The sequence below is a fragment of the Pseudomonas ulcerans genome, from assembly GCF_036324125.1.
Taxonomy (GTDB): Bacteria; Pseudomonadota; Gammaproteobacteria; order Pseudomonadales; family Pseudomonadaceae; genus Aquipseudomonas; species Aquipseudomonas ulcerans.
Genome location: NZ_JAZDQN010000057.1, coordinates 1 through 15306, shown reverse-complemented (window position 1 = coordinate 15306; position 15306 = coordinate 1). Strand labels below are relative to the sequence as shown.

Annotated in this window: 11 protein-coding genes; 10 read left to right on the top strand and 1 reads right to left on the bottom strand. The window is 63.2% G+C overall.

Going from position 1 to position 15306, the window contains the following annotated elements:
- Positions 1–415: 415 nt before the first annotated feature.
- The 8 genes from cyoA (at position 416) to V0R59_RS28965 (ending at position 13272) form a co-directional block, all read left to right on the top strand.
- Positions 416–1372 carry a ubiquinol oxidase subunit II gene (cyoA, locus tag V0R59_RS29000; RefSeq protein WP_330077945.1) on the top strand — a complete coding sequence of 319 codons (957 nt, stop codon included), beginning with the start codon at positions 416–418 and terminating at the stop codon, positions 1370–1372.
- Positions 1373–1375: 3 nt separating this feature from the next.
- A complete protein-coding gene (gene cyoB, locus V0R59_RS28995) occupies positions 1376–3394 on the top strand; it encodes a cytochrome o ubiquinol oxidase subunit I (RefSeq protein WP_330077944.1) in 2019 nt (672 codons plus the stop codon).
- A 3-nt stretch (positions 3395–3397) separates the two neighbouring features.
- Positions 3398–4021: a cytochrome o ubiquinol oxidase subunit III gene (gene cyoC / locus V0R59_RS28990; protein WP_330077943.1), complete on the top strand. Its 624-nt coding sequence runs from the start codon at positions 3398–3400 to the stop codon at positions 4019–4021.
- Positions 4022–4357 (top strand): cytochrome o ubiquinol oxidase subunit IV, encoded by a 336-nt coding sequence (cyoD, locus tag V0R59_RS28985; protein ID WP_330077942.1) that lies wholly within the window; start codon positions 4022–4024, stop codon positions 4355–4357.
- A gap of 11 nt (positions 4358–4368) precedes the next feature.
- Entirely contained in the window at positions 4369–5256 is an 888-nt protein-coding gene (cyoE, locus tag V0R59_RS28980; protein ID WP_330077941.1) for a heme o synthase, read from the top strand.
- 301 nt (positions 5257–5557) lie between these two features.
- Positions 5558–6790: an alanine transaminase gene (gene alaC, locus V0R59_RS28975; protein ID WP_330077940.1), complete on the top strand. Its 1233-nt coding sequence runs from the start codon at positions 5558–5560 to the stop codon at positions 6788–6790.
- A gap of 172 nt (positions 6791–6962) precedes the next feature.
- A complete protein-coding gene (locus V0R59_RS28970) occupies positions 6963–7328 on the top strand; it encodes a YkgJ family cysteine cluster protein (protein WP_330077939.1) in 366 nt (121 codons plus the stop codon).
- 322 nt (positions 7329–7650) lie between these two features.
- Positions 7651–13272 (top strand): autotransporter domain-containing protein, encoded by a 5622-nt coding sequence (locus V0R59_RS28965; protein ID WP_330077938.1) that lies wholly within the window; start codon positions 7651–7653, stop codon positions 13270–13272.
- A gap of 19 nt (positions 13273–13291) precedes the next feature.
- Here V0R59_RS28965 and V0R59_RS28960 read toward each other — a convergent pair whose 3' ends face one another.
- Complete coding sequence (locus V0R59_RS28960) at positions 13292–13765, bottom strand: DMT family transporter (protein WP_330077937.1); 474 nt, start codon at positions 13763–13765, stop codon at positions 13292–13294.
- A 95-nt stretch (positions 13766–13860) separates the two neighbouring features.
- Between V0R59_RS28960 and V0R59_RS28955 the strand changes: the two genes are divergently transcribed.
- Positions 13861–14772, top strand: a complete 912-nt coding sequence (locus tag V0R59_RS28955; protein ID WP_330077936.1) for a LysR family transcriptional regulator — start codon at positions 13861–13863, stop codon at positions 14770–14772.
- A 23-nt stretch (positions 14773–14795) separates the two neighbouring features.
- Complete coding sequence (locus V0R59_RS28950) at positions 14796–15161, top strand: lysozyme inhibitor LprI family protein (protein WP_330077935.1); 366 nt, start codon at positions 14796–14798, stop codon at positions 15159–15161.
- The last annotated feature ends 145 nt before the right edge of the window (positions 15162–15306 follow it).

Genomic DNA, 15306 nt, shown 5'->3' with positions numbered 1-15306 from the left:
TGATTTTTTACCCCCTATTGTTACGCATCCTGTAAAAGACTGTTGCTCAATAAGTCATAGTCAAGGGGGGGCGACCTATCTACAATCGCCCCCAATTTCCGTTCGGCACTGCTTGCTAAGTCGCAGTTTCAAAGGCCCCGAGGCCTTTTTCGCTGACTTCGACGAGCATCGCCCGCGGCGATGCCGGGCTGACTCCCCTCCGTGATTTTCCGCACCAAATGGACTTGGTCTGAAATACAGGCCTGTTGCCCACGAAGTCAGAACAATAACCACGCATCACCCAAGGTTTATGCCGAGCAGCGCCGCTTCTCAAGGTATGACCTTATTCGCCCGTAAATGCTGACACTAGGCAGGACGAAGTGTTGGCGACCAAAACACAAATTGCATTGAAGCAAGCTGATCTAGAGGTCGTGAGATGAGTAAAAAGCGTTACCCCAGACTGTTTGGCATTCTGCCCTTTTTAGGCATGCTTTTACTCAGTGGGTGCAACTGGACCCTGCTCGACCCGAAGGGTCAGGTCGGCATTGAGCAAAAGAACCTTATCCTGATCGCCTTCGGCCTGATGCTGCTGGTGGTCGTTCCGGTCATCTGCATGACCCTGGCGTTCGCCTGGAAGTACCGTGCTTCCAACAAGGCTGCCAAGTACACCCCGGACTGGTCGCACTCGACCAAGATCGAAGTGGCGGTCTGGACCATCCCGGTCCTGATCATCATCGCCCTGGGCGTCGTCACCTACAAAACCACCCATGAGCTGGACCCGTATCGTCCGCTGGTTTCCGACGTGAAGCCGGTGCAGATCGACGTGGTCGCCCTGGACTGGAAGTGGCTGTTCATCTACCCGGAACAAGGCATTGCCACGGTCAACAAGATCGTCTTCCCGGCCAACACCCCGGTCAACTTCCGCGTGACCTCCGATGCAGTGATGAACTCGTTCTTCATCCCGGCGCTGGGCGGCCAGATCTACGCGATGGCCGGCATGACCACCAAGCTGCACCTGATCGCCAACGAAAACGGCGAGTTCGACGGTATCTCGGCGAACTACAGCGGTGCCGGCTTCACCGGCATGAAGTTCAAGGCAGTCGCCACCTCCCAGGCCGATTTCGAGGCGTGGGTGAACGAAGTCAAGCAATCGCCAAAGCAGCTGGACGAAGCTGAATACGCAGCCTTGGCCAAACCGAGCGAAAACAATCCAGTCGCGCTGTACAGCGTGGCGCCGGCCGACCAGTTCCAGACCATCGTCGACAAGTACGAAGGCATGAACCGCGGCAAGCCGGTGGTACACGAGAAGGCCGAGCACAAAGAAGCAGCGGCCACCAAGGGTACCGAAGGGATGGACGTGAGTATGCATTCAGCTGCCGGGGCAGAGGAGTAAGAGATGTTCGGTAAATTAAGTCTGGACGCGATCCCGTATCACGAGCCGATCGTCATGGTGACTCTCGCCATGATCGCGCTCGGTGGTATCGCGTTGTTCGCGGCAATCACCTATTTCAAGAAGTGGACCTACCTCTGGTCCGAGTGGCTGACCTCGGTCGACCACAAGAAGATCGGCGTGATGTACATCATCGTCGCCATGCTGATGCTGATCCGCGGCTTCGCCGACGCGATCATGATGCGTACCCAGCTCGCGGCCGCCACCGGTGGCGCCGAGGGCTACCTGCCGCCTGAACACTATGACCAGATCTTCACCGCCCACGGTGTGATCATGATCATCTTCATGGCGATGCCATTCTTCACCGGCCTGATGAACCTGGCGCTGCCGCTGCAGATCGGCGCCCGCGACGTGGCCTTCCCGTTCCTCAACTCCCTGAGCTTCTGGCTGCTGGTGTCCGGCGTTGCACTGGTCAACATCTCCCTGGGCGTGGGCGAGTTCGCCAAGACCGGCTGGGTTGCGTACCCACCGCTGTCGGGTATCCAGTACAGCCCTGGCGTCGGCGTCGACTACTACATCTGGGCACTCCAGCTGTCCGGTCTCGGTACGACACTGACCGGCGTGAACTTCCTGGTGACCGTGCTGAAAATGCGCGCACCTGGCATGAAGCTGATGGACATGCCGATCTTCACCTGGACCTGCACCTGGGCCAACGTGCTGATCGTCGCTTCGTTCCCGATCCTGACTGCTGCCCTGGCACTGCTGACCGTTGACCGTTATCTGGACTTCCACATCTTCACCAACGAGCTTGGTGGGAACCCGATGATGTACGTCAACCTGTTCTGGGCCTGGGGTCACCCTGAGGTGTACATCCTGATCCTGCCGGCCTTCGGCGTGTTCTCGGAAGTTACCTCGACCTTCACCGGCAAGCGCCTGTTCGGTCACCACTCGATGATCTACGCATCGGGCGCGATCGCGGTACTGGGCTTTGCGGTATGGCTGCACCACTTCTTCACCATGGGCTCCGGCGCCAGCGTCAACACCTTCTTCGGTCTGGCGACGATGCTGATTTCGATCCCGACCGGCGTCAAACTGTTCAACTGGCTTTTCACCATCTACCAGGGCCGCCTGCGCTTCACCGCGCCAGTACTCTGGACCCTGGGCTTCATGGTCACCTTCTCCATCGGTGGCATGACCGGCGTTCTGCTGGCCGTTCCAGGTGCTGACTTCGTGCTGCACAACAGCCTGTTCGTGATCGCGCACTTCCACAACGTGATCATCGGCGGCGCGGTATTCGGTTACGTAGCAGGCTTCGCCTTCTGGTTCCCGAAAGCCTTCGGCTTCACCCTGAACGAGAAGTGGGGCAAGGCTGCCTTCTGGTTCTGGATCTCCGGCTTCTACGTGGCCTTCATGCCGCTGTACGCCCTGGGCTTCATGGGCATGACCCGTCGTCTGAACCACTCGGACAACCCAGCCTGGGAACCGTACCTGTACGTTGCCGTGGTCGGCGCCGTGCTGATCCTGTTCGGTATCGCTTGCCAGCTGATCCAGCTGTACGTGTCGATCCGCGATCGCAAGGACAACATGGACGTCACCGGCGACCCATGGGGCGGCCGTACCCTGGAATGGTCGACTTCGTCGCCACCAGCGTTCTACAACTTCGCCACCATGCCTGAGAAAGTGGGCCTGGACGCCTGGCACGAAGCCAAGGAAGCCGGCGTTGCGTACAAGGTCCCGGCCAAGTACGAAGCGATCCACATGCCGAACAACACCTCCACCGGTGTGTTCATGGGCCTGTTCCTGACCATCTTCGGCTTTGCCTTCATCTGGCACATCTGGTGGCTGGTCGGCGTCAGCCTGTTCGCCACCGTTGCAGTCTTCGTTCGCCACGCTGCACGTGACGACCAGGGCTACATGGTTCCGGCCGAGGAAGTTGCGCGCATCGAAGGTGAGCGCATGAAAGCCCTGGGTCTGGCCACTGGTGCGCCTGCCGGTGCACGTGTCGAATCGTTTGAGCGGGTGTAATCAATGTCCAGTCATGTAATCAACGCAGATGTCCATGGTCACGACCATGGGCATGACGATCACCACCACGACAGCAGCGAGATGACCGTCTTCGGTTTCTGGCTGTACCTGATGACCGACTGCATCCTGTTTGCGTCGATCTTCGCTACCTACGCGGTGCTGTCCGGCAACTTTGCCGGCGGCCCGTCGGGTCATGACATCTTCGAGCTGAACTACGTACTGGGCGAGACCGCGCTGCTGCTGTTCTCCAGTATCACCTTCGGTTTCGCGATGCTGCAGATGTACAAGGGCAACAAGGGTGGCGTACTGGCCTGGCTGGCCGTCACCTGGCTGCTCGGTGCCGGCTTCATCGGCATGGAAGTCAACGAGTTCCACCTGCTGATCAGCGAAGGCTTCGGCCCTAGCCGCAGCGGCTTCCTGTCGGGCTTCTTCGCCCTGGTCGGTACCCACGGTCTGCACGTGACCGCCGGTCTGATCTGGATGGCGATCCTGATGTACCAGATCAACAAGCACGGCATCACCAACACCCACAAGACCCGCATGAGCTGCCTGAGCCTGTTCTGGCACTTCCTGGACGTGGTCTGGATCTGCGTGTTCACCGTCGTGTACCTGATGGGGGTTCTGTAAATGGCTAACGCAAACAACCACGGCCACGACGAAGCCAACCACGGCAGCGTCAAGTCGTACGGCATCGGTTTCATCCTGTCGGTCATCCTGACGGTCATCCCGTTCTACCTGGTGATGAACCCGAGCCTGCCGAAGGACATGACCCTGCTGGTCATCATCGCCTTCGCAGTGATCCAGATCGTCGTGCACCTGTACTACTTCCTGCACCTGGATGGCTCGAAAGCGGCACGCTCCAGCGTGACGTCGTTCCTGTTCACGGCGCTGGTGATCGCACTGCTGGTCGGCCTGTCGCTGTGGATCATGTTCAGCATCCACACCAGCATGATGGCGAAGTGAGGTAAGGCGGCATGTCCCTTAAGCACTACATTCAAATCACCAAGCCGGGAATCATTTTCGGCAACGTGTTGTCGGTAGCGGGCGGGTTCTTCCTCGCCGCGCAAGGGCATGTCGACTTCATGCTGTTCCTCGCCACGGTGATCGGTACTTCGCTGGTGGTCGCCTCCGGTTGTGTCTTCAACAACTGGATCGACCGCGACATCGACGTGAAGATGGAGCGCACGAAGAACCGTGCGATGGTGCAAGGGGCGATTTCCTCGCCCGTTGCGCTGGCCTACGCGACCCTGCTCGGGGTCGCCGGCTTCGGCCTGCTGTACTTCAAGGCCAACGCCCTGGCGGCCCTGTGCGGCCTGATCGGCTTCGTCATCTACGTCGGTTTCTACAGCCTGTACCTCAAGCGCAAGTCGGTGCACGGTACCCTGGTTGGCAGCCTGTCCGGTGCCATGCCTCCGGTCATCGGCTACTGCGCGGTGAGCGGCCAGTTCGACCTGGCTGCGCTGACCCTGCTGGTGATGTTCAGCCTGTGGCAGATGCCGCACTCCTATGCCATCGCGATCTTCCGCTTCAACGACTATCGTGCCGCGTCGATCCCGGTCCTGCCGGTCGAGCGTGGCGTGCAGGCGGCGAAGAAGCAGATCCTCTGGTACATCGTTGCGTTCATCGTCGCGACCCTGATGCTCACCGTCGGCGGCTACGCTGGCCTGGGCTACCTGGCCGTCGCCGCTGCCATGGGCCTGTACTGGCTGTACATGGCCTGGCGCGGCAACAAGGTGACCGACGACCGCCTGTGGGCGCGCAAGGTGTTCGCGTTCTCCATCTTCACCATCACCGCCCTGAGCGTGATGATGTCGGTGGATACCCGTTCGCCGGTCGATGTGCTGATGACCTACGTGCACTGAGTACGCGAGGTCTGACGAAGACGCCCCGGAGCCGAGAGGTTCCGGGGCGTTTTTGTTTGTCTGTCGAACGCACTCAGTTGGCTTGACACGGCCTCTGTGGGAGCGGGTTTACCCGCGATTACGGTAGTGAAGCCACCGACGTCATCGCGGGTAAACCCGCTCCCACAGGGGACGCGTTGCTTCTGGTCTTCATGAAATAAATCTTTACAGCCATCCCCGCGCAGTTCTATCTTCTCCCTCGGCCACCGCAGTGGCCAACGTCGCTCGGACGGTTCCGGGCGCTTACGTCTCCGAGGAAAGCATGGCCGACTCCAGTTCGCCGCGCCGCTTTGCGCGCATCGATCGTCTCCCCCCCTACGTCTTCAACATCACCGCCGAACTCAAGATGGCCGCGCGCCGTCGTGGCGAGGACATCATCGACCTGAGCATGGGCAACCCCGACGGGGCGACGCCGCCGCACATCGTCGAGAAGCTGGTGCAGGTCGCCCAGCGCGAAGACACCCACGGCTATTCCACTTCCCGAGGCATCCCCCGTCTGCGCCGCGCGATCTCGCGCTGGTACGAGGAGCGCTACAAGGTCGAGATCGACCCGGAAAGCGAAGCCATCGTCACCATCGGCTCCAAGGAAGGCCTGGCTCACCTGATGCTGGCGACCCTGGACCACGGCGATACGGTGCTGGTGCCCAACCCCAGCTACCCGATCCACATCTACGGTGCGGTGATCGCCGGCGCCCAGGTGCGTTCGGTGCCGCTGGTGCCTGGCGTGGACTTCTTCGCCGAGCTGGAGCGGGCCATCCGCGAATCCATTCCGAAACCGAAGATGATGATCCTCGGCTTCCCCTCGAACCCTACGTCGCAGTGCGTGGAGCTGGACTTCTTCGAGCGGGTGGTGGAACTGGCCAAGCAGTATGGCGTGCTGGTGATCCACGACCTGGCCTACGCCGACATCGTCTACGACGGCTGGAAAGCCCCGTCGATCATGCAGGTGCCGGGCGCCAAGGACATCGCGGTGGAGTTCTTCACCCTGTCCAAGAGCTACAACATGGCCGGCTGGCGCATCGGTTTCATGGTCGGCAACCCCGAGCTGGTCAGCGCTCTGGCGCGGATCAAGAGCTACCACGACTACGGCACCTTCACCCCGCTGCAGGTGGCGGCCATCGCGGCGCTGGAAGGCGACCAGCAGTGCGTGCTGGACATTGCCGAGCAGTACCGCCAGCGCCGCAACGTGCTGGTCAAGGGGCTGCACGAGATCGGCTGGATGGTCGACAACCCCAAGGCGTCGATGTACGTCTGGGCCAAGATTCCCGAGCAGTACGCGCACCTGGGCTCCCTGGAGTTTTCCAAGAAGCTGCTGGCCGAGGCCAAGGTCTGCGTGTCGCCGGGCATCGGCTTTGGTGACTACGGCGACGACCACGTGCGCTTCGCCCTGATCGAGAACCAGGACCGCATCCGCCAGGCCGTGCGTGGCATCCGCCAGATGTTCCGTGCCGATGGCATCGAGCCGCCGAAAAGCGTGAAACCGGCCAAGGTCTAAGCCAGGCCTGCAAAGCCCGAAGCCCCCGTTATACGGGCGCTTCGGGCTTTTTCATTACGGCGGTCGGGCGCCGAAATTTCTTTTCTTCACCCCCTTCTCAACGGCGCGCCGTTGCATAGAATTGGCGACGGGATTCTCCCCATGACCATTCTCCCCCGGTCCCCCCGACATCATGTCCGATACCCATCCTTGCTTGAGCTGTGGCGCCTGCTGCGCGCATTTTCGTGTGTCTTTCTTCTGGGGTGAGTGCACCTCGGCCGGTGGCTGCGTGCCGGATGACCTGGTGGTGCAGATCAGCCCGAGCCGGGTGGCCATGATCGGCACCGATGCCAAGCCGACGCGGTGCATTTCCCTGTCCGGCGAGGTGGGCAAGGCGGTGGCCTGCACCATGTACGAACAGCGCTCCAGCCCGTGCCGGGAGTTCGATGCCTCCTGGGAGAACGGCGAGCACAATCCGCGTTGCGACGATGCGCGGGCCGCTCATGGTCTGCCGCCGTTGCAGCCGTTCGACTTCGAGAGCGGCGCGACGGCTGCCTGATCGAAGTCAACGACTCAAGGCGCGAATGAAAAATGGCTCACGGAGTGATGTCATTTTGATGTACAACACCCGCTTCCCGATTTCCCGACTTTCCCCTGGTCAGGCTGTTCGACTGTCTGCGCTCAATTGATTTGCGCCGCTGTGCGATCGTTTCGCGCGCGATTCAAGGATGAATCGCCTGATCCTTACATGGAGTTCCGTAGTGCACAGTCGTTCGTTCCCCGCTCGCAGGACGCCCCTGGCCATCTGTGTGGGCCTGGCAGCACTTGGCCTTGTTGCCGCTCTTCACACGCTGCCTGCGTGGGCCAGTGCGGTGCCCGAGGTGATCAGCGATGTACGCTTGATCGGTGACAGCGCGGTGTTGGGGACCGATCCCTTTCTGGTCGATGGCGGGACCCTGGTCAGCAGCGTCGCCAGGCTCACCCTGGGCAACCACTTCTCCTTGATGGGCCTCGGCCTCACCGTCGATGGGGACAATCAGTTGACGCTCTCCGGTGCGATCTCCGGCAGCGGGGAGTTGATCAAGACCGGCTCCGGCACCCTGAACCTGTTCAGCGTCAATACCTACACCGGTGGTACTTTGCTGCGATCGGGCACCCTGTACGTTGCCCAGGCCGGAGGCCTCGGCAGCGGGACGCTGACGGTCACCGGTAACAGCATGCTCCAGACCTTCACCACGAGCCTTGATAACAACATCGTGGTGCAGGGGAAGCTCAATCTTGTCAACGCCAGGCCCCTGGCGCTGACCGGGCGCCTCAGTGGCAATGGAACCCTGCTAAAGCAGGACTTCGGCACACTGGAACTGCACCAGGACAACGATTTCTCCGGCGCGATCGAGCTGCACTGGGGGCGGATCAACGTCGAGGGCCGCAATGGGCTGGGTAATGGCGCCAGTCTCTTGGTCGGCCGCACCGGCACCCTGCTGCTCAACGCCAGTGCCAACGTCGGCAGCCTCAGTGGCGATGGACTGGTGAGCATCGCCAGCGGCAATACCCTGGTCGTAGGCAGCGATCACCGTACCACCACGTTCTCCGGCACGCTGCAAGGCGCGGGCAACCTGGTGAAGAACGGCTACGGCGTGCTGACCTTGAGCGGGAACAACACCCTGACGGGCACCATCGATGTCAATGATGCGGGTCGCTTGCGGGTCAATGGCCGCCTCGACAGCAATCTGCTGCGGATCAACGATGGCGGCAGCCTCGATGGCAACGGCACGCTGGCGGGCGAGCTGCTGGTCCGCTCCGGTGGCTACGTGGCGCTCTATCCCGACATGACCTTGTCCGTCGGCTCGCTGGTGATCGAGCAGGGCGGGGCGATCAATGCTGTGCTCGCCAGGCCTTCCACCAAGGCGATGCTCGATGTCGCCGGCAATCTGGTACTCGCTGGCACGCTCAACGTCTTCGATGACGGCCGCCTGGGCAATGGTGTCCATCGCCTGATCGACTACGCTGGCACGCTCACCGACAACGGCTTCAGCCTTGGCTCCCTGCCGACCTCCGTGGTGTCCGGCACCGTGCAGCTCCAGACCAGCCTGGCGGGGCAGGTCAACGTCATCGTCAATGCCCCGGGCCTGGATCTGCAGTTCTGGGATGGAGCCTCGACCGTGGCCAATGGCGCCATCGAGGGGGGCGCGGGCGTCTGGAACGCCTACACCACCAGTTGGACCCGCTACGACGGCGCCGGCAACAGTCAGTGGGGCGGCAAAAGTGCGGTGTTCCAGGGCGTCGGTGGCGATGTCGTGGTCATGGGCAAGCATGACGTGCAATTCATCCAGTTCACGGGAGACGGCTATGCGCTGGTCAGGGGCCTTGGAAGCCTGAACCTGGTCAACGACAGCAGTGGCCGTACCGAGATCCGGGTCGACGACGGCATCAGCAGCCGGATCGATGTGCCGATTCACGGCGGGCGCCTGGAAAAGACCGGCGGCGGCACGCTGATCCTGTCCAACCCGGGCAACGACAATGACTACAGTGGCGGCACACTGCTCAGCGGAGGGCGGCTGCAACTGCGCAACGGGGCCAAGCTCGGTAGTGGCACGCTTTTCGCCGCCGGTGGTACCACCCTGGCGAACGAGTACATTCTCGCCCTGAACAACCAGATCCAGCTGGCTGGCGAGCTGACTATCGACAACATGAATGTCGGCACCTTGCTCACCCTCACCGGCAACATCGAGGGTGCCGGTGGCTTGCACAAGACCGGTGCCGGAGTGCTCGACCTCATGGGCCAGAACAGCTACCAGGGCGGTACCAGGATCAGCGGCGGCAGCCTGCTTCTGCGCAGCAGCATGGCGCTGGGTAGCGGCACCCTGACCCTGGGCAACGGTACCCGCATGGAAAACCGTGTCGCGACCACCCTGGAAAACCAGGTGGTCCTGGACGGCAGCCAGGTGCTCGACACCACCAGCGACCTCACCCTCAACGGCGTGATCTCCGGCACCACGGCCCTGACCAAGACCGGCCAGGGCACCCTGCGCCTGAACGGTGACAACCGTTTCGATGGCACGCTGCGGGTCGGCACCGGCACCCTGGTGGTGGGGCACGACAACGCCCTGGGGCACGCCAGCCTGCAGATGGCCGGCATCTCGGACCTGCAGGCGGGCGCCGCGTCCGTCACCCTTGGCAATGACCTGCGGATCGACGGCTACACGACCGTCAGTGGCAGTCGCAACCTGACCCTCAACGGCAATCTGTCCGGCACCGCTGCGCTGATCAAGTACGGTTCCGGTCGGTTGACCCTGGGTGGCGAAAGCAGGTTGAGCGAGATCGAACTGAAATCCGGAACCTTGGCGCTGGCCTCCACCGGGGCACTGGGGACCAGTTCGCTCAGCGTGGCCAATGGCACCCTGGTCAACGACCTGGCGTTGTCGCTGGACAACACCATTGCGGTCAAGGGGGCGCTGAACCTCAACGGCAATCAGGATCTGGTTCTCACCGGTCCGCTTTCCGGCTACGGCATGCTCACGGTCTCCGGCGATCGCCATGTCACCATTGGCAACAGCCTGGGTTTCAGCGGTGGCTGGGACCTGCGCTCCGGCACCCTGAGTCTGCTGCCTGGATCTTCGAGTCAGTTGGGGCAAATGAACGTCGACGGTGTCCTCGAGCTGCTCGGCAGCACCCGGATCCTTCAGCTAGGGGGCGGCGGGGTCGTCAAGCTGAATGCTGACACCACGGTTTCCAGCGGTTATTTCCACGGGGCCCTCGAAGGCGCAGCGATGCTGTCCAAGGATGGGTTCGGCACGCTCACTCTTGCCGGTGACAACAACCTGACCCATTGGGTGCAGGTCGGCAGCGGCAGGCTGGTGCTCGATGGCAGCCTTGGAAGTGCCGCGGTACAGGTGAACTCTGGCGCGACACTGGCGGGCAGCGGACTGGCCGCCGGCGCAGTGACCGTTGTCGGTGGTGGTCGCCTGGAGCTGCAAAGCGGCCAGACCCTGAGTGTTGGTTCGTTGTCGCTCGACGACCATTCGACGCTGCTTGCCTACCTTGGCGCGCCTGTCGCCGATGCGCCAGGTCTGGTCAATGTGGCCGGCAACCTGGCCCTGGGTGGCTGGTTGGATATCGTCGACGATGGCGGCTTCGCCCTTGGCGTCTATCGGCTGTTCGACTATGGCGGTGTGCTGACCGACAACGGCTTGAGGTTCGGTACGCTCCCAGTGGGCGTCGCGGCCAGCGAAATGCAGGTGCAGACCAGCGTTGCCGGCCAGGTCAACCTGGTCGTCGGCAGCGGCGACCAGGTGCGTTTCTGGGGTGGCGGCGCAGGCATCTGGAACAGTGACGTCGCCAGCTGGGGGGCGAGCGATGGCGCCGCCGACAGCGTGTGGAACGACAGCTTCGCGGTCTTCCAGGGCTTGCCTGGCACGGTTACCGTCGAGGGGGTTCAGCGCACTACCGGCCTGCAGTTCCTCACCTCGGGCTACCAGTTGCTCGGCAGCGAAGGCGCCAGCCTGGAAGTACTCGCTGGTCGTGATGGCAGCCAGGCGCCGATTCGCGTCGCCGACGGCGCAACGACGCTGCTCGGGATGCCACTGATCGGTGACGGCGGCATCGACAAACGCGACAACGGCACTCTGGTCCTGGCCGGCCTCAACAGCTACAGCGGTGGCACCACCATCAGCGCCGGTACCTTGAGGGGCAACAGCGGTAGCCTGCAGGGCGCGATTCTCAACAACGCCAGCCTGGTGTTCCAGCAGGACAGCGACGCTACCTTCGCCGGAACGCTCAGCGGTACTGGCAATACCTTCAAGCGTGGTTACGGCCGGTTGCTGCTTACCGGCTACAACGACTTCAGTGGCAACTTCACCGTCGAGGACGGCGTGCTCCAGGTGGGCGAGACCGCCGAGGTGCCGCCGGCGGTGGCCTCGTTCGCGCGCATGGCGCTGTTCGCCGCGCCGCTGGGCGATGTGCTGGATGCTGCAGTGGTGGTCAACAGTGGCGCAGGCCTCAGCGGTACTGGCACGGTGGCCAGCGTGGTCAACCATGGCACCGTGCAACCAGGCCCGAACGGCAACCTGACGGTCAGCGGCGACTTCACCAACGCCAGCGACGGTATCCTGAGCATCAACCTGACACCGCTGCCGACCCGCTACCTGGCGGTCGGCGGCATCGCCAACCTGGCCGGCAGGTTGAACCTGTTCGCCGCAGCGCCTTATGCCGGTGATACCACCTATACCTTGCTGACTGCCGACGGCGGCATCAGCGGCACGTTCGACAGCGACAACATCGACAGCCTGGGCGTGGCGTCGAACCTGGCCTTCATCGACACCACGCTGACCTACGGCAGCAACGAGGTCAGCCTGTCGGTGGCGCGTAATGGCGTAGCCTTCACCGACGTGGCTCTGAGCGACAACCAACGGGGCGTCGCCGCGGCGCTGGACTCGGCGTCGGCGCCGGCCAGTCTGCGCAGTGCCATTACCAGCATGGACGTGACCTCGGCGCAGGCGGCCTTTGACAGCCTGTCCGGCGAGATCCACGCCAGCACCGCCAGCGTACTGCTGGACGACTCGCGCTACCTGCGCAACACGGTCAACGACCGCATGCGCCAAGGCGATTGCGGCAACGGTGATCCACGCAGCGTACTGGCGCCGGCCAGCGGCCAGCAGAGCAGCAACGGATGCCAGGGCCAGGGTGTTGGCTGGATGACCGCGCTCGGCGGCTGGGCCAACCATGATGGTGGCAGCGGTGTCGCCAGCGTCGACCGCGACCTGTCCGGTTTCATGCTCGGCTTCGACAACAACCTCGACGAGCAATGGCGTGCAGGTATCGCGGCGGGCTATAGCAAGACCAGCCTGGACGCCAATGCACGCGGGTCGGACGCCTCTGTGGACAGCTACCACCTGGCGACCTACCTGAGCTACCAGCTTGACGCTTTTGCTGCACGCATGGGTGCCGGCTACAGCTGGCACGACATCGACAGCAAGCGCAATGTCGTCGTGGGCAACGAGCGCGAAGAACTCAAGACCAAGTACAAGGCCGGCAGCGCTCAGGTCTTCGGCGAAGTGGGCTACACCGTCGAAGCCGCCGGGGTGGCGCTGGAACCGTTCGCCGGCATCGCCTACGTCAACTATGACAGCGACACTGGCCGTGAGAAGGGCGGGGCGGGTGCGCTGGAGGCCAGTTCGAAGCAGGACGCCACCTTTACCACCGTCGGCCTGCGCGCGGGCAAGCGCTTCGTGCTCGACAACGGCACCAGCATTACCCCGCGCGGCAGCCTGGGCTGGCGGCATGCCTTCGGTGACACCACGCCGGATGCCGACCTGCGCTTCGTCGACGGCGGCGCGGCGTTCAGCAGCCAGGGCGTGCCGCTGGCCAAGGATGCGGCGGTGCTGGAAGCGGGACTGGATATCAGCGTGGGCGCTGCGGGCAAGCTGGGCATCGGTTATTCCGGGCAACTGGCCAGCGAGCAGCGCGACCATGCGCTGTCCGTCAGCTTCAGCATGGGCTTCTGAGGCAAGCGGGGCCCGGTACTCAGCGCCGGGTCCCCCACTGCACCACCAGCATCCCCACCACGATCAGCCCGACGCCCAGCAGTCGGGCCAGGTTCACTGGCCGTTCCGGCAAGCCCATCAACCCCCACTGGTCGATCGCCAGCGACGACAGCACCTGCCCGGCGATCACGCAGACGATGAAGCCTGCGGCGCCCAGCTTCGGCGTGAGGATCAGTGCTGCGGTGATGTAAGCCACCCCGGCCACGCCACCGAACCATGCCCACCATGGCGCCGACGCCAGCGCGCCGAGCTGTGGCCAGGGTGCGCGCATCAGCCACAGCGCCGGCAGCACCAGCAGCACGCTGACTGAAAGCGAGATCAGCGCCGCCCACAACGGGTGGCCGAGCAAGCGACCGAGCGCGGCATTGCCGCCGGCCTGGAACGGCACGGCGGCACCGGCGAGCAGGGCAACCAGTGGCAGCAGCACGACGGCAGGGGCGAGATTGAGGTTCATGGCGGACTCCTTGATACACAGGACGGGCATGAGGCAGTCTTGGTTATCCACAAGCTGGATGGAAATTCGAATTCTGCACACGGACTATTCGCCAGATGGATGATCTGCGCCGCATCGACCTCAATCTGCTGCTGACCCTGCATGCCCTGCTGGCCGAGCAGCACGTCTCTCGCGCGGCACTGCGCCTGCACCGCAGCCAGCCGGCAGTGAGCCATGCCCTGGCGCAGTTGCGCGAGATCTTCGCCGACCCGCTGCTGGTGCGGCGTGGCGGGCGCCTGCAACCTACCGCCCGCGCGCTGGAACTGGCCCAGCCACTGCGCGAAGCCTTGCAGCAGCTCGATGCCTTGCTCAGCAGCCCTGGTTTCGATCCGTTGCGGGCGCGGCGCAGCTTTCGCCTGGCGATGTCGGACTACGGTGCCCGGGTGGTGCTGCCGCGCCTGGTTCGTACCTTGCGCAGCGAGGCCCCGGAGGTGGATCTGGTGGTGACCCAGGGCAGCCGCGAGGCCATGCTCAGCCAACTGTTCGATGGCGAGGTCGACCTCGCGCTGGGGGTCTTTCCCACCCTGGCCGCGCCGCTGCGTGCGGAAAATCTGTTCGAGGAAAGCTTTGCCTGCCTGGCCGATCGTGAAACGCTGCCGGCCCGTGGCGGCCTGACCCTGGCGCAATGGCTGGCCCGTCCCCATGTGCTGGTGGCGGTGCGCCCCGGCACCGACAACGAGATCGACCTGGCCCTGGCCGCTCTGGGTGAGCAACGCCGCGTCGCCCTGGCCATGCCGCACTGGACGGCGGCCACCGAAGTGATCGCCGGCACTGACCTGGTCCTCACCGTCGCCCGGCGTAATCTGCTGAGCCCGCCTCGTGGGCTACGCTGTTTTGCGCCGCCGCTGGCGATTCGTGCCTTCGCTTTCCAGCAGGCCTGGCATGGGCGTCGCGAAGGCGATGCGGCCCATCGCTGGTTGCGTGGCCAGGTCATGCGCGCCTGCCTGCTGGAACCCCTTGAGTCCTGAACTACCCAACATGGAGTTTGCCGATGAACCTTGGAATTTTCGCACTGGCCCTGCTGGCCGCCAGCCCGCTGGCCCAGGCCGACAGTTACAGCCAGTGCATGAAGGGCGCCAATACCACGGCGGCCATGCGCGAATGCTCCGGTGCCGAGCTGAAGCGCCAGGATGATCGTCTGAACCAGAACTACAAGGCGGCCATGGGAAGCCTGGGTGAAGAGCAGAAGGGCAAGCTCAGGGATGCCCAGCGCAAGTGGGTGGCTTATCGGGATGCCAACTGCGCGATGTACTACACGATGACGGGTGGCACTATCGATCAGCTCAATGGCGTGGGCTGCGAGGTGGACATGACCAAGCAGCGGGCGGGGGAGTTGGAGAATCTACCCAAATATTGAGGGTTTCTTTTCGGGGCTCATTGCTGGCTTGCAGCGATGAGAACAGGTATCTGTGCGGACCTTGTGGGAGCGGGTTCACCCCCGATTACGGTATTTTAATAAAACACCGAAAAACCCGGGGAAACCCACCCACCCCCGCCCCCCC